This is a genomic window from Pseudomonas sp. BT76 TE3572, assembly GCF_050435365.1.
Taxonomy (GTDB): Bacteria; Pseudomonadota; Gammaproteobacteria; order Pseudomonadales; family Pseudomonadaceae; genus Aquipseudomonas; species Aquipseudomonas fluorescens_W.
This window is the reverse complement of record NZ_JBNDKE010000001.1, coordinates 3,022,169-3,042,796: the sequence shown is the minus strand read 5'-3', so window position 1 is coordinate 3,042,796 and position 20,628 is coordinate 3,022,169. Positions and strand designations below refer to the sequence as shown.

General features: G+C 59.4%; 17 protein-coding genes and 1 pseudogene. 5 read left to right on the top strand and 13 right to left on the bottom strand.

Annotated features, from left to right (window positions below; all coding sequences use genetic code 11):
- Positions 1-5: 5 nt before the first annotated feature.
- The 6 genes from ABH912_RS14015 to ABH912_RS13990 are packed head-to-tail and all read right to left on the bottom strand — an operon-like array spanning position 6 to position 6,722.
- Positions 6-1,337 carry a DUF58 domain-containing protein gene (locus ABH912_RS14015; protein WP_429510924.1) on the bottom strand — a complete coding sequence of 444 codons (1,332 nt, stop codon included), beginning with the start codon at positions 1,335-1,337 and terminating at the stop codon, positions 6-8.
- Entirely contained in the window at positions 1,334-2,335 is a 1,002-nt protein-coding gene (locus ABH912_RS14010; protein ID WP_033057568.1) for an AAA family ATPase, read from the bottom strand. The genes ABH912_RS14015 and ABH912_RS14010 overlap by 4 nt, the downstream gene beginning before the upstream one ends.
- Positions 2,332-3,495 (bottom strand): DUF4350 domain-containing protein, encoded by a 1,164-nt coding sequence (locus ABH912_RS14005; RefSeq protein ID WP_429510923.1) that lies wholly within the window; start codon positions 3,493-3,495, stop codon positions 2,332-2,334. Before ABH912_RS14005 ends, ABH912_RS14010 begins: the two co-directional genes overlap by 4 nt.
- Positions 3,492-5,036: a DUF4129 domain-containing protein gene (locus ABH912_RS14000; protein ID WP_429510922.1), complete on the bottom strand. Its 1,545-nt coding sequence runs from the start codon at positions 5,034-5,036 to the stop codon at positions 3,492-3,494. The genes ABH912_RS14005 and ABH912_RS14000 overlap by 4 nt, the downstream gene beginning before the upstream one ends.
- On the bottom strand, positions 5,023-6,000 hold the full coding sequence (locus ABH912_RS13995) for a stage II sporulation protein M (RefSeq protein WP_033057573.1): 978 nt from the start codon (positions 5,998-6,000) through the stop codon (positions 5,023-5,025). The genes ABH912_RS14000 and ABH912_RS13995 overlap by 14 nt, the downstream gene beginning before the upstream one ends.
- Positions 5,997-6,722: an RDD family protein gene (locus ABH912_RS13990; protein WP_429510921.1), complete on the bottom strand. Its 726-nt coding sequence runs from the start codon at positions 6,720-6,722 to the stop codon at positions 5,997-5,999. Before ABH912_RS13990 ends, ABH912_RS13995 begins: the two co-directional genes overlap by 4 nt.
- A 183-nt stretch (positions 6,723-6,905) precedes the next feature.
- On the opposite strand from ABH912_RS13990, the gene sbcB reads away from it, so the two are divergent.
- Positions 6,906-8,336 (top strand): exodeoxyribonuclease I, encoded by a 1,431-nt coding sequence (gene sbcB, locus ABH912_RS13985; RefSeq protein WP_033057575.1) that lies wholly within the window; start codon positions 6,906-6,908, stop codon positions 8,334-8,336.
- Between the two features lie 99 nt (positions 8,337-8,435).
- On the opposite strand, the gene mvaT is transcribed toward sbcB, so the two are convergent.
- Positions 8,436-8,813: a histone-like nucleoid-structuring protein MvaT gene (mvaT, locus tag ABH912_RS13980; RefSeq protein ID WP_007945872.1), complete on the bottom strand. Its 378-nt coding sequence runs from the start codon at positions 8,811-8,813 to the stop codon at positions 8,436-8,438.
- 340 nt (positions 8,814-9,153) lie between these two features.
- Here mvaT and purU point away from each other — a divergent pair, with 340 nt between their 5' ends.
- Entirely contained in the window at positions 9,154-10,002 is an 849-nt protein-coding gene (gene purU, locus ABH912_RS13975) for a formyltetrahydrofolate deformylase (RefSeq protein ID WP_008147434.1), read from the top strand.
- 86 nt (positions 10,003-10,088) lie between these two features.
- A complete protein-coding gene (locus ABH912_RS13970) occupies positions 10,089-10,265 on the top strand; it encodes a hypothetical protein (protein WP_197281742.1) in 177 nt (58 codons plus the stop codon).
- Here ABH912_RS13970 and ABH912_RS13965 read toward each other — a convergent pair.
- The 5 genes and pseudogenes from ABH912_RS13965 to ABH912_RS13945 all read right to left on the bottom strand — a co-directional run.
- Positions 10,252-11,247: a lysylphosphatidylglycerol synthase transmembrane domain-containing protein gene (locus tag ABH912_RS13965; protein WP_429510920.1), complete on the bottom strand. Its 996-nt coding sequence runs from the start codon at positions 11,245-11,247 to the stop codon at positions 10,252-10,254. The two genes, ABH912_RS13970 and ABH912_RS13965, sit on opposite strands and share 14 nt — an antisense overlap.
- Positions 11,244-12,020, bottom strand: a complete 777-nt coding sequence (locus tag ABH912_RS13960) for a DUF2334 domain-containing protein (protein ID WP_429510919.1) — start codon at positions 12,018-12,020, stop codon at positions 11,244-11,246. Before ABH912_RS13960 ends, ABH912_RS13965 begins: the two co-directional genes overlap by 4 nt.
- The gene (locus ABH912_RS13955) at positions 12,013-13,134 is read right to left on the bottom strand and encodes a glycosyltransferase family 4 protein (protein WP_429510918.1); all 1,122 of its coding nucleotides are present in this window, start codon (positions 13,132-13,134) and stop codon (positions 12,013-12,015) included. Before ABH912_RS13955 ends, ABH912_RS13960 begins: the two co-directional genes overlap by 8 nt.
- Before the next feature lie 243 nt (positions 13,135-13,377).
- Positions 13,378-14,142: a methyl-accepting chemotaxis protein gene (locus tag ABH912_RS13950; RefSeq protein WP_409077343.1), complete on the bottom strand. Its 765-nt coding sequence runs from the start codon at positions 14,140-14,142 to the stop codon at positions 13,378-13,380.
- A gap of 93 nt (positions 14,143-14,235) precedes the next feature.
- Positions 14,236-15,267: pseudogene (locus ABH912_RS13945) on the bottom strand (HAMP domain-containing protein); the annotation flags it as partial.
- Positions 15,268-15,456: 189 nt separating this feature from the next.
- On the opposite strand from ABH912_RS13945, the gene ABH912_RS13940 reads away from it, so the two are divergent.
- Complete coding sequence (locus ABH912_RS13940; RefSeq protein WP_429510917.1) at positions 15,457-16,944, top strand: helicase HerA-like domain-containing protein; 1,488 nt, start codon at positions 15,457-15,459, stop codon at positions 16,942-16,944.
- A gap of 115 nt (positions 16,945-17,059) precedes the next feature.
- Here the strand turns inward: ABH912_RS13940 and ABH912_RS13935 are convergent, their stop codons facing one another.
- The gene (locus ABH912_RS13935) at positions 17,060-17,515 is read right to left on the bottom strand and encodes a DUF721 domain-containing protein (RefSeq protein ID WP_008147416.1); all 456 of its coding nucleotides are present in this window, start codon (positions 17,513-17,515) and stop codon (positions 17,060-17,062) included.
- Positions 17,516-17,822: 307 nt separating this feature from the next.
- Here ABH912_RS13935 and secA point away from each other — a divergent pair, with 307 nt between their 5' ends.
- Positions 17,823-20,558 (top strand): preprotein translocase subunit SecA, encoded by a 2,736-nt coding sequence (gene secA, locus ABH912_RS13930; RefSeq protein WP_149628437.1) that lies wholly within the window; start codon positions 17,823-17,825, stop codon positions 20,556-20,558.
- Positions 20,559-20,628 lie beyond the last annotated feature (70 nt).

Below are 20,628 nucleotides of genomic sequence, written 5' to 3'. Positions count from 1 at the left end.
AAAAATCAAAACGCGGCGCTTCTTTTCCAGCTCAGATATTGCGTCACCAGTTCGGCCCCCAATTCTGAGGGCCGAGCATCTACAACGGGCACTCCATGAGCACTCAACCGCTCATGGAGCTCCGCCCGTTCATTCAAATATTCCACCGTCCCGCAATAGGCCAGCGCCTCCGGCAATGTTTGCACCGGCGTATGCCGCAGCGTGTCGAGCACGTCCTCACGCAGACTCGCCACTAGCACCCGATGCTGCTTGCTCAGGCGTTTGACGGCGGTCAGCAGTTCTTCATCGTCTTCATCCCGCAAGTTAGTCACCAGCACCACCAGCGCCCGGCGTTTTTGGCGGGCCAGTAACTGGTTGGCGGCGGCCTGGTAATCAGCGGGGCGTTGGGTGCTGTTGAGGTCGTAGACGGTGTTGAGCAGGACCTTGAGTTGTTCAGTGCCTTTGACCGGGGCGAGGTAATGCGGCCGGTCACAGGCGAACGTACTCAGGCCTACCGCATCGCCTTGGCGCAGGGCGATGTAGCTGAGCAGCAGACAGGCATTCAGCGCGTGGTCGAAGTGCGACAGCTCATCGTCCTGGCTGCGCATGCGCCGGCCGCAATCGAGCATGAAGATGATTTGTTGATCGCGCTCGTCCTGGTATTCGCGGGCGATGGGTGTGCGTTGGCGGGCGGTGGCTTTCCAGTCGATCTGGCGCAGGCTGTCGCCTTCGCGGAATTCGCGCAGTTGATGAAACTCCAGGCCCAGGCCGCGTCGTTGGCGTTGGCGCACGCCGAGTTGGCTGAGCCAGTTGTCGACCGCCAGCAGTTGGCCGCCGTACAGGCGGGCGAAGTCCGGGTAGACGCGGGTGTTGTCGACCACGTTGAGCAAGCGTTTGTCGGACCACAGCCCCAATGGGCTCGGCAGGTTGATTTCACAGAACTCGAAACTGAAGTGCCCGCGTTTGAGAGGGCGCAATCGATAACCGATGTGGCTGTGCTGGCCGGGTTGCAGGTCGACCGACAGGGGAAGGTATTCGAAGCTCAGGCCTTCCGGCACATGGTCGAAAATTTGTACGGTCAGTGGCTGAGCGAAGTCATGTTTGAGCTCCAGTCGCACTTCACCCCATCGACCGAGTGCAAGACTGCCGGGCATTTTTCGCTGGAGGCGGGGCGAGGGCAGTCGTTTGAGGCGGACGACGTCGAGTATTGCCAGGGCCAGCAGCGCTAGTAGCAATCCCCAATTGATCGACAACAGGCTCGATGGAACCGCGAATTCCAATGCCCGCAACGCGCCCAGCACGATGCCGATGGCTAGCAGCAATGCAAGCCAGATCAGTAACAGGCGCGAGGGTTTCACAGGCGTGGCGCCGGCACTTGGTCGAGCAGTTGCTTGAGCACTTGATCGACGTCCAGCCCTTCGATGTCCAGCTCCGGCGCAATCCGCACACGGTGACGCAACACCGCGAGGGCGCAGCCTTTGATGTCATCCGGAATCACAAACTCGCCGCCACGCAACAACGCTCGCGCCCGAGCGCAACGCACCAGGGCAATGGAGGCCCGAGGCCCGGCACCGAGGATCAGGCCCGGCCAGTTGCGGGTGGTGCGGGCCAGGCGCACGGCATAGTCGAGCACCTGATCGTCCAGCGGCAAATCGCTGGCAATGCGCTGCAAGGCCAGCACGTCCTTGGCTTGCAACACCGTGCGCAGGGGTTGCACATCGAGCATGTCGGCCCGGGTCGAGCGACTGACCTGGCGGACCATGTTCAGCTCCTGATCGGCGTCGGGGTAGTCCATGCGCACCTTGAGCATGAAGCGATCAAGCTCTGCTTCCGGCAGCGGGTAAGTGCCTTCCTGTTCGATGGGGTTTTGTGTGGCGAGCACCATGAACGGTTGCACGATGGGCAGGGCGCGGCCTTCGAGGGTGACTTGCCGTTCTTGCATGGCTTCGAGCAGCGCGGCCTGGGTTTTCGCCGGGGCGCGGTTGATCTCGTCAGCCAGTAAAAGGTTGGTGAATAAAGGACCTTTGCGCAGTTTGAATTGCTCGGTCTGCATGTCGTACACCGCATGCCCGGTGACGTCGCTGGGCATCAGGTCCGGGGTGAACTGGATACGTGCGAACTCGCCGCCGAAGCAGCGGGCGAGGGCGCGAACAAGCAGTGTCTTGCCCAGCCCAGGCACGCCTTCGAGCAGCACGTGGCCGCCGGCGATCAACGCGGTGAGAACGTCGTCGATCACGGTGTTCTGGCCGATCACTGCTTTTTGTAATTCGGTCCGTACCGCTTGGGCCAGTTGGCTGGCGCGTTGACGTTGCTGCGCCGTGTGGCTCAGTGTGCCGGGCTCGATCTGTTCACTCATAAGGCGTTCCTCAAGGTTTGCAGGTGGGCGACCTGACGGCTGAATTCAGCGCTGGATAGCCGCTGCTTCGGTCGCGGGCTCATGGCCTGGCTGATAGCGCGTGTGGGTTGGCCGGTCAGGCGTGCGAGCACCAGCCATTGTTCGGCAACGCCGAGTTGCTCGAAACCGGGATGACGGCGTCGCACACGACGCAAGATGTCGTGCTGCAAGGCTTGCATCAGGTGCTGCTGACCGTTGCGGCGCAACATGAAATCGGCGCTGGCGCGCAGGTGTTCCTGAAGTTGGCGGCGGGCTCTTGGGGCCGGCTCCAGCAGCGGACCCTGGCGTACGCCGACGTGCCAGAAGCCAAGACCGATCAGGGCAAAAAGGGCGACCAGAGCCTGAGGGAAATAGCGCAGGAGCAAGGTCAGCAGACTGTCGTGATCGGTGTTGAACAGCAAGGTCACGTTCGTGTCCGCAGTCAAGTACCACAGCAGCCAGGCGTTGTCGTACTGGTCGATGGCCGGGTTTTTCCACAGGTCGGCGTCGGTGACCACGGTGATCGAACCGAGCCCGTGATTGAGCTGCATCATGTGCGTGGCCTTGCCGCTGTTGGCCCAGGCTTGCGCGAGGTTTTTCGGGTCTTCGAGATGGAATGCGGTATCGAAACCGGCGTAGGCCGGCGCGTTTTCGTCTTCCAGATACAGCTTGGTCAGCTTGGGATAAGGATCGTCGTCGATTGCGGGCGGCGGGTCCTTGAGGTCTTTGCTCAGCGACTGGTGCAACTGCACCCGGTCGAGCAGCAGGTCATTGCTTTGGCCGGTCTTTTCATCCCACAGCGACTGGGCAACAAACAAAAGACGTCCGCCGGCCCGGGTCCAGTTCAGCACTTGATCGATCTGACGCGGGGTCATGTTGTACCGGTCCCCGAGTAACAACAGGCTGCGCTGACGCGGCTCCAGGGTGGGCAGAATGTCGAGGCTGTTGGCGTGGCTCACCGACAGGCCCTGTTTGCGCAGGAAATGCTCGGCAGCGAGATAAGGGTTGGCCTGGGCTTCGGGCGAGGGGCCGTGATCGATGTCTGCCTGATAGGGCGTCGCCTTGACGTACAGATAAACACTCAGCGCGATCAATAGCACGGCGATGAACACGCCGAGCGCCAGCCAGCGTTGCCGGTTCAACGCACCGCTCCCGGGCCGAACAGGGCCCGCCAGCCGTCACAGAGTTCCTGTTGCAAATGCGCGGGAGGCAGGCAATGCCCGTAGGCCATGTTCTGCCAGTGCCCGGTCAGGTTTTTACTGAAGGCCAGCAAGGCAGGTTGTTGCAGGTGTTCGATGCGCTCCAGGACCTGGCCTTCGGTGTCGGCGGGTTTCAGCGCCATGTTGAAGTCGTGCAACAAGTGGCTGAGCAGACCGCGATAGAGTAATCCGAGGGCCTCGCGAGGGTGGGTTTGCCAGAGGCGTTCGGCGCTGGCGGCGATGTCGGCGGGCAGGGTTTCGCGGTTGAGGTCCAGGCCGAAAGCCTGTTGCGGTAACGGCCGCGCGACCTTGCGGTTCAAGGCCGGTCGACGGCTGACGAAGGCTTGCAACCAGTCACGGTAATGCCAGATCGATAAACCAATGGCACCGATCACGACCCCCCACAACACAACTTCAATCAGCGTGGCTGCTGCGCCGAAGCGTTGGTTGTCCAGCAGCTTGAGCAGCGCCTCCAGCCATTCGGTTGATGGGTCATCGTCCGCTGTATCGGCGGCTGGTTTGTCCTCGCCAAACCGATAGCGCGTGACCGATTCCTTGTTCTTGAACGGAGGCTGATCGAGGATCGCCTTGATGCTGTCCCGGGATGCCTGACTGGTCAGTGGCTGGTCCAGCAAGCGTGGGCTGTCGGGTGAAATGACTGGCTCGGCTGCCCATACGGTTTGTGCTGTCGGCATCAACAGGAATACCGCCAGCAACAGGGCGACGGCGGCGCTGGTCAAGCGTTGACGCATGCGGCGGAACACCAGTTCGATATCCCAGGCCTCCAGCACCGTGCGCCGATTCAGATAAAGGCTGAAACCGCAGGCGATATAAACCGGTTCCCAGACAATCAGCACCAGTGCGTAAAAGGCATTGGTCAGGTGTTCCAGCCATCGCCAGTCTTGTGTAGCGGCGGTGATCAAGGTCTGCCAGCTCCAGTCGAGTTCGACCTGTTGCGGCAAGAACATATAGAACAGCACCATCAGGCCGATCCACAACGCGCTTTCCAGGTGTACGCCGATGATGGTCAGCCACCGCGCGGCACCGGCGTTGCGCTGCAACAGCACCTGCAAGCGCTGTTGTCGTGGCTGACCACTCAGGCCTTCGAGTTGCATCACAGGCATCAGGAAACTGCGGCTCAGGCTCAAGCGCCGCCAGGTCAGACTCTCCAGCAGTTGCGGTTTGAGCAGCCGCGGAAATTGGCGCAGCGCCTGCTTCAGCGTGGGCGTTTCACCAAACATGGCTTTGGACAGGATGTACAGCGGCAGGCGGTCGAACGCCGGTTTCAGCCACCAGAAGATGAACACGGCGAGAGAGGGCGAATCCCACAGCGCCCAGCTGAGCAGGGCGAAAACCGGCAAGGTCACGATGGCCCAACTGGTCATCAGCAGGCGCCGGTGTCGCTGACTCAGCAGGACGCCCAGGTCCATGGCTTCCCAGGTCGTGCGCGGGCGGATGACAACCGTGGCGTCACTCAGGCGCATGGCGGGCCCGTCCGGCAAACAGCAGATAAGTCGCCACCAACAACCAGAGCGCAGCACCGACCAGGTACTTGGTCATTGGCGCGACCCCGACCGTGGACGACCAGTAAGCTTCGATAAACGCCGCAATCAGCAGAAACAGCATGACCCCGCAAATCAGCAGCACGCTCTTGCGTGCCGCCAATCGCAGGGCTTCGGAGCGGGGCAGGCGTCCCGGCGCGATCAATGCCCAACCCAGTTGCAGGCCGGCGGCACCGGCCAGGGCAATCGCACTCAGTTCGAAGGCGCCGTGACCAACCACGAATGACCAGAAGGTTTGCCCGTAGCCGATGTGCGTCAAGTGCCCGGCCACCGCACCAATCATCAAACCGTTGAAGAACAGGAAAAACGCGCTGCCCAGGCCAAACAGCAAACCGCTGGCGAAGGTCTGAAAGGCGATGCCGATGTTGTGCATGATGTAGTAACCGAACATCACCCAGTCTTCACTGGCCGCCCGTTCCGCCGAGCGTCCCAGGTGACCGGCCTCGGGGTCGTACATGCCTTGCATTTCGCTGACCTGCTCGGCCGGGATCAGGTTGTAGACCAGGTCGGGGAACAGATACACCAGCAGTGCGATGCCGATCAGGCTGCCAAAAAACATCAGGCCGGCGGCGAGCACGAAGCGCCACTGTTCGCGTACCAGTCGAGGGAAGTCAGCCAGGATGAAGCCCAGCACGTTGGCACCCAGTCGACTGCGGTGGCGATAAAGCTGTTGATGCCCGCGCAGCACTTGTTGCTGTAGCGAATCGATCAGAAAGCTGCTGTAACCACGTTCCCGGGCCAGCGCCAGGTGTTGGCAGAGACGACGATAATCACTGGGGAAGCCGGCGACTTGTTCGGCTTCCTTGCCTTGCTCCAGTTGTTCAAGCACAAGGGTAAATTGCTCCCATTCGGCCTTGTGGCGACTTTCGAAAAGGCTTTGCTTCATGTGGGACCCAACAAGCCGCGGGCGATGCCGTTGAGTTCGTCCACGGCCCCTGGCGCCGACACCTGCAATGGTTGCGCGAGTATGGACGCCAGCTCTTTGACCCGTGCTTCAGAGAGTTCACCCTGACGCTCGGCAAACCCGAGGATGGCGCGTTGTTCTGTCAGCGTCAGCGCAAAGGCCAGGCGCCGGGGCTGAGCGGTGGGCAGTTGTGGTCGGGCGAGCGGTTGTTCGCGGTAGATCACCAGCGTGCCGGCGGCCAGATCACCGAGGCGCTTGAAGGTGGGATGTTGCAGGCAACTGATGGCCCCGAGGAAATACCCGAACGGCAGCATGTCGACAAATCGCAGCAGGTTGCGCAGCAGCGAAGCAGACCAGCCGATCGGCGTGCCATCGTCTTGTACCACCCGCAGGCCCATCCAGTGCTTGCCTGGCGAACGACCCTGATTGAGCACTTCGAACAGCACCATGTACCACCAGCTCACCACGAACAACAGAATCGAGCCGAGCCCTGCACCGAGTTTTCCGAGGAATGCCAGGACAATAAATAGCAGGCCGACGATCAAACCGCGCAGCGCCAGATCAATGGAGAACGCCAGCGCACGAACCATCAACCCGGCCGGGCGCAGTGGCAGGTCGATGCCTTCCGGCGTTTCGACTTGGTACCGCGTATCCAGTGGCGGGGACAGCGTCGCTTTCCTTGGCAGTGCTGTGGTCTCGAGCATGGGCAACCTTGATGTGGCCTGTTCGGGATTCGATGTCCGTCCGATGCTAGCAGCCTCTCGGGGGAAAACGACATAACTATGTATTGCACGGCAAGTGGCCAGAGGTGATTGAATGACGAGATTACTGGCCGGGGCGGGATGTGAACGCCTAGACTTCGCCGATCTTCAGTTCAGGAATAGCCCGTGACCTCTATCTTCTGGTACGACTATGAAACCACTGGCATCAACCCCCGTTGCGACCGCCCACTCCAGATGGCGGGGATTCGCACTGACTTCGATCTCAATGAAATAGACGAGCCGGTCAACCTTTACTGCCAGCCCAGTGAAGACATCCTGCCCCATCCGGCGGCTTGTGCGATCACGGGTATTACGCCCGGCCGACTGGCCGAGCAAGGCTTGAGCGAAGCCGATTTCATGACCCGGGTGCATGCCCAACTCGCTGCGCCCGGCACGTGTGGGGCGGGATACAACACGTTGCGTTTCGACGACGAGATGACCCGTTACAGTCTTTACCGAAACTTTTTCGACCCTTATGCGCGCGAGTGGCAGGGCGGTAATAGCCGCTGGGACCTGATCGATGTGGTGCGTGCAGCGTATGCCTTGCGCCCTGACGGCATCGTTTGGCCGACGGACGACGAGGGGCGGATAACGCTCAAACTCGAACGCCTGACCGCCGCCAATGGCATTGATCACGGAAATGCTCACGAAGCGCTATCGGACGTTCGAGCCACCATCGCCCTGGCGCGTCTGATCCGGGAAAAGCAGCCGAAGTTGTATGACTGGTTGTTTCAGTTGCGCGGTAAACAAAAGGTGATGGATCAGATTCGGTTGTTGCAGCCGATGGTGCACATCTCCGGGCGCTTTTCAGCGGCGCGCAGTTATGTCGGTGTGGTGCTGCCCTTGGCCTGGCACCCGCGCAACAAAAACGCCTTGATTGTCTGTGATCTGCACCTGGACCCTCAGGGTTTGCTGGATCTTGATGCCGACACCTTGCGTCAACGGCTGTATACCCGCCGCGATGACTTGGCCGAGGGCGAGTTGCCGGTGCCGCTCAAACTTATCCACATCAATAAATGCCCGGTGGTGGCGCCGTTGTCGGTACTTCGCTCTGAAGATCAGCAACGTTTGGGGCTGGATATGTCGCTCTACCAAGAGCGCACGCTGCGGCTAAGTGACGCACAAACAGTTTGGCGAGATAAAGTTCAGGCGATTTACGCCAGCGAAGATTTCACCTCGAGCCAAGACCCTGAGCAACAGTTATACGATGGTTTTATCGGTGATCGGGATCGGCGTCTTTGTGAGCAAGTCCGGTCTGCCGACCCTGCTCAATTAGCGCAACAACAATGGCCTTTCGATGATGAACGATTGCCTGAATTATTGTTTCGATATCGCGCACGCAACTTCCCCGATACGTTGAGTTTCGAAGAGCAAGAACGCTGGCGAATATTCTGTCAGCAACGTTTGTCAGCACCCGAGTGGGGGGCGCCAAATACGCTGGAAACTTTTGAAGAGGCCGCCGCCCAATGGAGTATTACGGCTACATCGTTTCAGCGAGAGGTGCTGAATGAATGGCAGAATTATGTCCAGGAATTACGCAAACGTTTGAATCTTTGAAATCGAAAATGTCCGGGTGCTGAATCCCGGGCATAAAAAAACGCCAGCAGATGCTGGCGTTCTTTTTTGTCGCGGATGGTCTGCGACAAGCGCTACGGCTTAGCCCAGCAGGGTAGCCCAGCCTTCAACCACGTCACCGCCCCACTTGGCTTTCCACTCTTTCAGAGTTTTGTGGTTGCCACCTTTGGTTTCGATGACTTCGCCGTTGTGCGGGTTTTTGTATTGTTTAACTTTGCGAGCACGCTTGGTGCCAGTAGTTTTTACTGCGCCGCCGCGTGGTGCTTTGGATTTGGACTCTGGATCCAATAGCGCAATGATGTCACGCAGAGACTTGGAGTACTCGCCCATCAGGGTGCGCAGTTTGCCTTCGAATTCCAGCTCGGTTTGCAGTTTGTCGTCTTGGGACAGGTTCTTCAAACGGGCTTGCAGCTCTTTGATAGCTTCTTCGGTGGCGCGGTATTCGTTGATCAAGGACATGAGGACTACCTTATGTTGAGGCGCTGGATGGCAGGTGACAGTGCGGCAATAATAGTCAGGGTGTTTCATCAAGTAAACATTTAACCGGAGTTTTATTTAAATTAGTTACGGTGAATAGGGAATAAATTGCCGGTGCAGTTAAATAGTGTGATGCAGTCATCACAGATGTTCACAATTGGGCACTTGAAGATTGGCAACATGAACACCATCGCGCGGGTAGCGGGTGCTGCCAGAACCTGTGCCGCCCACCTTTGTGCCGGCCCAAACGTCATCAATACTGCAGTTTTGCTGCGCAATCGCTAGAATGGCCGCCTTTGCGAAGTTCTGGAGTTTGACCCTCATGCGCACTTTTCGGCTGGTGATTGCTTGCCCGGACCGCGTCGGCATCGTTGCTAAAGTCAGTAACTTTCTGGCGTCACATAACGGCTGGATCACTGAAGCGAGCCATCACTCGGACAATCTCAGTGGCTGGTTTTTCATGCGTCACGAAATTCGTGCCGATTCGCTGCCCTTCGGTATCGATGCCTTTCGCGAAGCGTTTGCACCGATTGCCGAAGAGTTCTCGATGAACTGGCGCATCACCGATACCGAGCAGAAAAAGCGCGTGGTCCTGATGGCCAGTCGCGAGTCTCACTGCCTCGCCGACTTGTTGCACCGCTGGCACAGTGATGAGCTGGATTGCGAAATTTCCTGCGTGATCTCCAACCATGACGACTTGCGCAGCATGGTCGAGTGGCACGGGATTCCGTATTACCACGTACCGGTCAATCCACAGGATAAAGAACCGGCATTCGCCGAAGTCTCACGCCTGGTCAAACAGCACGACGCCGAAGTGGTCGTACTTGCCCGCTACATGCAAATACTGCCGCCCGAGTTGTGCCGCGAATATGCTCACAAGGTCATCAACATTCACCACAGCTTCCTGCCGTCGTTCGTCGGTGCCAAACCGTATCACCAGGCATCGATGCGTGGCGTGAAGTTGATTGGCGCTACTTGCCACTACGTGACCGAAGAACTGGATGCTGGTCCGATCATCGAACAGGACGTTGTTCGCGTCAGCCACAGTGACAGTATCGACGACATGGTGCGTTTCGGTCGGGACGTCGAGAAGATGGTGCTGGCCCGTGGTCTGCGTTATCACCTGGAAGATCGGGTGCTGGTGCACGGCAACAAAACCGTCGTTTTCTGACAGCCATTCAACACGGTTGAAATTCGAAGGGCCTGGGCGTTCAATCGCTTCAGGCCCTTCGCCGTTTCTGCACTGAGGACATGACCATGGCCGATCCACTCGACAAAGCGACATCCAAGGCGCCTGCCACATTGGGAGAGGGCTGTTTGAGCCGCTACGACCCGGATGACATGAACCCCGAAGACGGCACGGAGTTTCCCGGTGCCGCCGAGTTGTGGGAACAGTTGCAGAACGAGCCCGACGATAAAATCAAGCCTGTTTGAACTTCATCAACTTCTTCAGCAGCGGCCGCCCAAGCATCAGCAAAAACACTGGGCCACCAACCACCAGATAAAAGTAATAAGTCACCGCCCGCCAGATCAGAATCGCCGCCGCCGCGGTGGATTTTCCCACCATTGGCGCCAGCAGCGCCGCCGACGTCAACTCCGCCGCCCCGGCACCGCCCGGCAACAGGCTGAATTGCCCCGCGCTCAGCGAAAGCATCTGGATCAGAAAGCTCCAGGCCCACTGCAAATCCGCCCCGAGCCCACGCAATGCCAGATACAGCACGCTATAGCGCAAGACCCAATGCAGGCAGGTCAGGGCAAACACCGTGATGAGCGTCTGAAAGGGCAGCTTCAATGTGTCCGTGAACGCCGCCAGAAAGTGCAGGAGTTTTCGCGCCCAGCGCAGGCGTGTGGTGGTTTTGACATTCAGGCGAGCGAGCAACCGACCGCTCAGACGAATCAGCACTCGATGGTAGCGGGCGACCACCACGCAACTGAACAACCCGCCGAACATTGAAATGGCGCTGACGGTCAGCAGCCATTCCATGCGTTGGCTGAGGTGCTGGAACAACGCATAAATCAGGATCCCGCTCAGCGCGCAGAGAAAAAACAGCAAATCGCTCAGTTGATCCATGGCAAACACGGCGCTGCCCCTGGCTGGCCGGACGCCATTGCGTGCCAGCAGCGCCATGATCGTCAGCGGCCCGCCGCTGCCGCCGGGGGTAGCGCAATAGGCGAACTCGGCGGCCATCACCACCCCGAGACTTTTTAGCGGGCCCACCTTGTCACGCTGATCCCCGAGCAACAGGCGCAAGCGCATCGTGTTCAGCACCCAGCACAGCAGGATCATGCCGAACATGATCAGCAGCCATGTCAGCGGAAAGCTTCGCAGTCGATACCAGGTTTCGTTACCGCCCAGCAGCGACGGAATCAGCACCGCAGCGAGCAGCGCGACGAGCAGCAGAATCCCGCGACTCATGCGGCGCGACCCATACGGTCGCTTTGCAGCGCCAGCCAGCGCGCCTTGGTCATCGGTACACGTCCTTCGTCGAGCAAGCGCTTGAGGGTTTGCAGCCAGTAAGTGCGCGAGAACTCGTGGCGCATATCGACCGGGTGCAAGCCAAGACGAATCACCGGTGCTTGCTGCCAGCGTTGTTCGCGTTGATCGCTGACGAGCTTCGACAACCCCCGACGCCAGGCACTACGCGCACTCCAGACCAGGCCCGGCGCGTCGACCGCGGTGAAGTCCGGCAGACGATACAGATGCTGCGAATCGCTGGTGTATCTCAGGGGTAACTGGCGCAAGGCCTGGCGCGTCCCTTCGCTCATCAACCAGGCCGGAGCGACGAAGCCTTCCAGCGGCCAGAGATAACGGTGGAACACTTCGATGCCGGCGCGCAGGCGGGCGAGGGCGGCTTCTTGAGACAGGCTGTAAAACTCGCCTTCGTGGGTGTAGATCCGGCGCATGAACCAATCTCGTGGTGTGTGGGGGGGCGGATCTTCATCGCAATGAAAGTAACCGTGTAATGCCAGTTCGTCACCTCGGGCGATACGGCTGTTGAGCAAACGGCGAAATCCCGGATGCTCCTCCAGATCGTTGTGCTTGTGGAAATCGGGCACCACCAACCAGGTCATCGGCACCTCGCCCAAGGCGTCGACGGTTTCAACAAAGGGTTGATAATCGGCCCAGGTTTGCGGTGCGACGTCGTGCAGCACGAGTAACAGGCTGGGCGGGTTCATGGGCTCAACCATTGGCGGTCAGCGGCCAGTGGCTGCCGAGCACCGCGTGATAATGCCCCAGCAGGCTGTTGACCACCGTGTCCCAGGAGTACTGCCGCTCGACATGGCTGCGGGCCTGTTTGCCCAAAACGACGCTGCCCGAACTGAACAGCTCGCGGACCGCGTTGGCCATCGCCAATGGATTATTCGGCGGGCAGAGCAGGCCGCATTGTTCGGTGATGATTTCCTGAAAGGACCCGGCCGCCACGGCCACCACCGGAATGCCACTGGCCATGGCTTCAAGAACCACCAGGCCAAAGGTTTCCTGGTCACCGGCATGCAGCAGCGCATCGGCGCTGGCCATCAATCGCGCCACGTGTGCCGCCGTACAGAACTCACCGATCACGGTAACGTTGTCGGGCACTGCGGCCGGCATCGACGAACCTACCAGCAGCAGGTGATAGCGTCGGCCCAGGTGTTTCATGCAGTCGAGCAGCACCGGCAGGTTTTTTTCCTTGGAGCCGCGCCCGGCGAAGATCAGCAGATGAGTGTTCTCATCAATGCCCAATTCGGCCCGCAAACCCGAGTCTCGTGCAGTGGGATTGAAGGTTTGCAAGTCGACGCCCAGCGGTTGCACGAAAACGTTCTTCACCCCCAGCCCGATCAGTTTGTCGGCCATGACCTGGCTGGGCGCCAGAACCCGATCGAAGTTGCCATAGAGCTTGCTGACATAGGCTTCGACGTTGGTGGTGACCCAGTTGCCCATGCGATTGCTGACCAGCAGCGGCAGGTCTGAATGATAAAAACCGATCACCGGGACATCGAGTTGCCGCCGGGCGTCGAGGGCCGCCCAAGCGGTGAGATAGGGGTCGCCGACCTCGATCAGGTCAGGCTGTAAATCCTGCAGAACATTGCGCCAGGGCGCTAGACGGAGGGGGAAACGATAACCCTTGCCGAAGGGCAGGGCGGGGGCCGGAACCGTGTAAACGCCATCCTGTTCGCTCAAGTGAGCCCCAGGGATCAGCAGACTGTGGCGAATGCCCGGCTTGATGCTCAGGCGACGGTGCTTTGCATCCAGATACGTGCGCACGCCACCGCTGGCAGGGGCGTAGAACATGGTTATGTCAGCGATATGCACGATGAACATCCCTCCGGTCCGTTGAGCTCCCTTGGTTGACCTTTATGAAGGATAGATGTTCGGTTGGGGTTTTGTGGCGGGGCGTCGATCGCGCCCCCTCACCCTAACCCTCTCCCAGAGGTAGAGGGGACTGACCGAGTTGTTCTTAGAGCTACATCGACCTGAAAGTCCGAGTCGAACTCAGGTTTGAAAGGCTTGAAGATCGACTCCCTTTCCCCTCTCCCCACTGGGGAGAGGGCGGGATCTTGAAGTTTAAATACGGAAACTGCCCACCAACTGCTTCAGCCGCGCCGCCTGCTGCTCAAGATCGGCACACGCCCGCAACGTCGACTGCAGGTTTTCCACCCCTTCCTGATTCAGTGTGTTGATCTCGGTAATGTCGACGTTGATCGACTCCACCACCGCCGTCTGTTCCTCGGTCGCCGTGGCCACCGACTGGTTCATCCCGTCAATCTCGCCAATACGCAACGTCACGCTGTTCAACCGCTCGCCGGCCAGGTTGGCGATTTCGACGCTGTCCTGACTGTGGCGCTGGCTGTCGCTCATGGTGCTGACGGATTCGCGGGCGCCGACTTGCAGCTCCTCGATCATGGTCTGCACCTGTTGCGCCGATTCCTGAGTGCGGTGCGCCAGGTTGCGCACTTCATCGGCCACCACGGCAAAACCCCGACCGGCTTCACCGGCACGTGCTGCTTCGATGGCCGCGTTGAGCGCCAGCAGGTTGGTTTGCTGGGAGATGCTGGTGATTACTTCGAGAATCTGCCCGATGTTCACGGTTTTGCTGTTCAGCGATTCGATGTTGGTGCTCGAGGCGCTGAGCATGCTCGACAGCTGATTCATCGCGACAATGCTGCGATCCACCACTTGCTGGCCATCTTCGGCCAGGCTGCGGGCATCGCTGGCCTGGCTCGAGGCTTGTGCGGCATTGCGGGCGATTTCCTGAGCGGCGGCGCCGAGCTGGTTGATCGCTGCGGCCACGCTGCTGGTGCGCGAAGCCTGTTGGTCGGAGTTGAACATCGACGAGTTCGAGGCGGCCACGACACGCAGAGCCACTTCGTTGACTTGCCCGGTGGCCGACGACACTTCGCGGATCGAACCGTGAATGCGTTCCACGAAGCGGTTGAACGCGGTACCGAGGACACCGAATTCATCGTTGTTCACGATGGTCAGACGTTTGGTCAGGTCGCCTTCGCCGTCGGCGATGTCTGCCATGGCGCGGGTCATGACGTGCAGCGGCTGGATCAGGATGCGGATCAGCATGCCCAGCAGAGCAATGATGATGGCCACGGCAATGACCGTCGCAATGAGCGCCGAGGCGCGGAATTCGCTGAGTTTGGAGAAGGCTTTGTCCTTGTCCACTGACAGGCCGATGTACCAGTTGACTGAGGACAGCCCTTTGATCGGTGTAAAGGTCACGATGCGAGTTTTGCCGTCGACGTCTACTTCACTGAAGTCGCTGCTGATGCGCGGGGTGTTTTTCGGGTACGCCTCGCTCAGGGACTTCATCACCAGCGCTTTGTCCGGGTGGACCAGGATTTTTCCGTCGGCGCCGACCAGAAACGCATAACCCATGCCGTCGAAGTCCAGTGCGTTGAGGCTGTCGGTGATCACCTGCAAGCTCAAGTCACCACCGACCACGCCAATGTTTTGACCGTCCTTGAGTACGCTATTAACGATGGAAATCACCAACTGGCCAGAAGCCAGGTCGATGTAGGGTTCGGTCAGGGCAGAACCGCTGGTGCTTTGCGCGCTCTTGTACCAAGGACGGGCACGAGGGTCATAACCGTCGGGCATCTTGCTGTCCGGGCGGATGATGAAGGTGCCATCTTTGTTGCCCAGGTAGGCGCCCATAAAGGTCGACGACACGGCCTTCTGTTCCAGCAGGTTGGAAACATTGGCTGTATCTGCGTTCAAGGCAACGGTTTGCGACAGGTTTTCGATCAGCAGGCTGCGGCCGGCCAGCCAGGTTTGAATGTTTTTCGCGGTGACGCTGCCCATTTCCTGCAAGTAATTGTCCAGATCGCGGCGTATCGCATTGCGCTGCAAATAGTCGTTGTACAGCGTGAACGAGGCGAAGGCGGCAATGACGATGAGGGCGGCGGCCAGCAGGATTTTATGGCTGAAGCGCAGATTTTTGTTCATGGCTTGAGGGGTCCGCTAAGGTCTTATTGTTCGGGGCGCGTTGCTGTGAATGCGCGCAAAATGAGTGCGCAATGGAGCGAGTCGGTAATTCCTGCTCTCCATAGGGGAATGTCGGACCTTGCTTTCAATTGGGTCTCTCGCTTATTCCTATCGGCCGTGAAGGATCAAAGATTAACCATGGGTGACAAAATGCCTGACTCATTACAACTCGTTATCGGTGCCGATCTCGCCGGGCAGCCCATTGCCCAGGCCATGCGTCTGGCGAACCGTCATGGTTTGGTCGCGGGCGCTACCGGGACGGGCAAAACCGTCACCCTGCAACGGATGGCCGAAGCATTCAGCGATGCCGGCGTGGCGGTGTTCGCCGCCGATATCAAGGGTGACCTGTGTGGTCTGGGCGCCGCCGGCAACCCTCAAGGCAAAATCGCCGAGCGGATCGCCGGGATGCCCTGGCTGAACCACACGCCTCAAGCGTATCCGGTGACCCTGTGGGACATTCACGGTCAGTCCGGTCATCCGTTGCGCACAACCTTGAGCGAAATGGGGCCGTTATTGATTGGCAGTCTGCTGGAGCTGACCGACAGTCAGCAGTCGGCGCTGTACGCCGCGTTCAAGGTGGCGGACCGTGAAGGGCTGTTGCTGCTGGACCTCAAGGATCTGAAGGCACTGCTCAATCACCTGCGTGACAACCCCGAATTGCTCGGTGAGGACGCCGCGCTGATGACCACCGGTTCCAGTCAGGCGCTGTTGCGGCGTCTGGCGACCCTGGAACAGCAGGGCGCCGAAGCGCTGTTCGGTGAGCCGGCACTGCAACTCGAAGACATTCTGCAGCCGACCGCCGAGGGCCGCGGGCGCATTCATCTGCTCGATGCCAGCCGTCTGGTGCACGAAGCGCCGAAGGTCTACGCAACGTTCCTGTTGTGGCTGCTGGCCGAACTGTTCGAGCAACTGCCAGAGCGCGGCGATTCGGACAAACCGCTGCTGGCGTTGTTTTTCGACGAAGCACATTTATTGTTCGCCGGTACGCCCAAGGCGTTGCAGGATCGTCTTGAGCAAGTGGTGCGGCTGATTCGCTCGAAAGGTGTTGGCGTGTATTTCGTCACCCAATCGCCGGGCGACTTGCCGGATGACGTGCTGGCTCAGCTCGGTTTGCGCATTCAGCATGGCCTGCGCGCGTTCACCGCCAAGGAGCAGAAATCCCTGCGAGCGGTGGCCGAAGGCTTCCGGCCGAACCCGGCGTTCGATGCCTTGTCGGTGCTGACCGAGCTTGGGATTGGCGAGGCGCTGGTCGGCACGTTGCAGGACAAGGGCACGCCAGAGATGGTCCAGCGGGTGTTGGTGGCACCGCCGCAATCGCGGATCGGGCCGTTGAGCGAGACTGAACGCACAGCGCTTATCGCGGGGTCGCCATTCAAGGGGCGGTATGACAAACCCGTTGATCGCGAATCGGCTTATGAAGTGTTGATGGGGCGCAAAGGGTTGGCGCCAGAGCCTGACGCTGTGCCGGGCAAACCGGCCGCCGAAGAGCCAAGCTTCACCGACAAGGCCGGGGAATTCCTCGGCACCGCAGCGGGGCAGGCACTGAAATCAGCGATGCGCCAGGCGGCCAATCAATTGGGCCGACAGTTGGTGCGCGGGTTGATGGGCTCGCTGCTCGGCGGAAGTAAACGCCGCTGAATAACTTTTGAGTTGACACATCCCCTGTAGGAGCGAGGCTTGCCCGCGAAGAGGCCCGTGAGGGCGCTAAAAGCTTCGCGGGCAAGCCTCGCTCCTACAGGGGAATGTAGTGATTTCAGGTCTTGGGTTTGGCGTGAGCCGCCAACCGTTCCAGCGCCGCCCGCAGATTCGGGTCGCTGATCCCGTCGGCTGTGGCCTGAATGGTCGCGCCTGCATCAGTCGACAAGCTGATGGTATGGCCAGCCGCCCCTTGCTGAACGGTCGGTGGCTGTACCTTGAACAGAATCCGCGTCAGGCTGGCGAATTCGTCGAACATCTGTAGTTGCCGTTGCAGACGCTTTTGCTGATAACGCAGGCGGGTTGCCCAATGACCGTCGGTCACTATCAGCAACAGACTGCCTTCGCGCCACGACGCCACATGGCAATGCTCGCGGGCAGCGGGCTGCAATTGGCTTTCCAGCAGGCGTTGTAAATGACCCAGGCGTTGAGCGTGGCCGAAGATGGCTTTCAGCGGTTTGGCTTCGCGAAGCAGGACGGCGGGTGCTCTGGCCGTAAGAGGGCGAAATGCCATGATCAGACACCTGAAGTAACAGAGCCGCCATGGTAGCAGAAAGCACCGGATGCACCCGAGCCATTGCTTTGCGAGCGCTTTACCCATTAAATCAACAAGTAACTTCTGCCGCGAATGGCTTGAAGTTGTGCAAAAAGCCCTTATTTTAAGTGAGCCCCGTTATAGCGCAGTGCATGCATCGTGGAACAACGCCACTTTCCTCACCATCGTTTCCGGGTAGAATGCTCGTTCGCATGCGGCCATGAGGGCTGCTCGGGCGACTCACGGGGCCGCCCTCCATCCCTTTAGTGTGGAAGATCCTGCCGATATGTTTGCGCCTTTGTTAAAGAAACTTTTTGGAAGCAAGAACGAGCGTGAAGTCAAACGCATGCTCAAGACGGTGCAACTCGTCAATGCCTTCGAAGAGCAAATGGTGGCCCTTTCGGACGATCAATTGCGTGCCAAGACAGATGAGTTCAAGGCCCGCATCGCCAAAGGGGAAACCCTCGACAAGCTGCTGCCAGAAGCCTTTGCGGTCGCCCGCGAAGCCGGTAAGCGCGTCATGGGTATGCGCCACTTCGACGTCCAGTTGATCGGCGGCATGACCTTGCATGAAGGCCAGATCGCGGAAATGCGTACCGGTGAAGGCAAGACCCTGGTGGCAACACTGGGCGTTTACCTCAACGCACTGTCCGGCAAGGGCGTGCACGTTGTGACGGTGAACGACTACCTGGCCCGTCGTGACGCCAACTGGATGCGTCCACTCTACGAATTCCTCGGAATGTCGGTCGGTGTTGTCACGCCGTTCCAGCCGCCGGAAGAGAAACGTCTGGCTTACGCTGCCGACATTACCTACGGCACCAACAACGAATTCGGTTTCGACTACCTGCGCGACAACATGGCGTTCAGCATGGAAGAAAAATTCCAGCGCGAACTCAATTTTGCCGTGATCGACGAAGTCGACTCCATCCTCATCGACGAAGCCCGTACCCCGCTGATCATTTCCGGTCAGGCCGAGGACAGCTCCAAGCTGTACATCGAGATCAACAAACTGATCCCGCAGCTTGAGTTGCACATCGAAGAAGTGGAAGGCGAAGTCACCAAGGCCGGCCACTACACCGTCGACGAGAAGACCCGTCAGGTTGAGCTCAACGAAGCCGGTCACCAGTTCATCGAAGACATGCTGACCCGCGTTGGCCTGCTGGCTGAAGGCGAGAGCCTGTACTCGGCGCACAACCTCGGTCTGCTGACCCACGTTTATGCTGGTCTGCGCGCTCATAAACTGTTCAATCGCAACATCGAATACATCGTGCAGGATGGCCAGGTCGTCCTGGTCGACGAACACACCGGTCGTACCATGCCGGGTCGCCGTCTGTCCGAAGGCCTGCACCAGGCCATCGAAGCCAAGGAAAACCTGAACATTCAGGCCGAAAGCCAGACCCTGGCCTCGACCACGTTCCAGAACTACTTCCGTCTGTACAACAAGTTGTCCGGCATGACCGGTACCGCCGACACCGAAGCGTTCGAATTCCACCAGATCTACGGTCTGTCGGTGATGGTTATCCCGCCGAACAAACCGCTGGCGCGTAAAGACTACAACGACCTGGTGTTCTTGACCGCCGAAGAGAAATACGCGGCGATCATCAATGACATCAAGGAATGCATGACCCAGGGCCGTCCGGTGCTGGTGGGTACTGCAACCATCGAAACGTCCGAGCACATGTCTGCGCTGCTGCAGAAGGAAGGCATCGAACACAAGGTTCTGAACGCCAAGTTCCACGAAAAAGAAGCCGAGATCATTGCCCAGGCCGGTCGCCCAGGCGCACTGACCATCGCCACCAACATGGCCGGTCGTGGTACCGACATCCTGTTGGGCGGTAACTGGGAAGTGGAAGTGGCCACCCTGGAAGACCCGACCCCTGAGCAGATTGCCCAGATCAAGGCCGACTGGCAGAAACGTCACCAGCAAGTGCTCGAGTCGGGCGGTTTGCAGGTGATTGCTTCCGAGCGTCACGAATCGCGCCGTATCGACAACCAGCTGCGTGGTCGTGCCGGTCGTCAGGGTGACGCCGGTTCCAGCCGTTTCTACCTGTCGCTGGAAGACAGCCTGATGCGCATCTTCGCCTCTGATCGGGTGAAGAACTTCATGAAGGCCCTGGGCATGCAGCCTGGCGAGGCGATCGAGCACCGCATGGTGACCAACGCCATCGAGAAGGCTCAGCGCAAGGTTGAAGGCCGCAACTTCGACATTCGTAAGCAACTGCTCGAGTTCGACGACGTCAACAACGAACAACGTAAAGTGATCTATCACATGCGTAACAGTTTGTTGGCCGCCGACAACATCGGTGAAACCATCGCCGACTTCCGTCAGGACGTACTCAACGCAACCGTCAGCGCGCACATTCCACCGCAATCGCTGCCTGAGCAGTGGGACGTGGCCGGTCTGGAAGCGGCGCTGCAGAGCGATTTTGGTGTGGCGCTGCCGATCCAGAAATGGCTCGACGAAGACGATCATCTGTACGAAGAAACCCTGCGCGAGAAGCTCATGGCCGAGCTGCTGGCCGCGTACAACGAGAAAGAGGAGCAGGCGAGCGCCGAAGCGCTGCGCACCTTCGAGAAACAAATCGTTCTGCGTGTGCTCGACGACTTGTGGAAAGACCACCTGTCGACCATGGATCACCTGCGTCACGGCATCCACTTGCGTGGTTATGCGCAGAAGAACCCGAAGCAAGAGTACAAGCGCGAGTCCTACACGCTGTTCTCCGAGCTGCTGGATTCGATCAAGCGCGACTCGATCCGTGTGCTGTCCCACGTTCAGGTTCGCCGCGAAGATCCGATCGAAGAAGAACAACGCCTGCGCCAGGAAGCCGAAGCGCTGGCTGCGCGCATGCAGTTCCAGCACGACGAAGCACCGGGGCTTGAGCAACCGGAACTGCTGGGTGAAGAGGTCGATGTCGCCCTGGCCATCGCGCCGGTACGCAATGAACAGAAGCTGGGCCGCAACGAACTTTGCTACTGCGGTTCGGGCAAGAAGTTCAAGCATTGCCACGGGCAGATCCAGTAAAACCCGTTTCATACGCTGAAATACCCGCGCCGCGACCGGCTTATGCCGTCGCGGCGTTTTGCCATTTAAA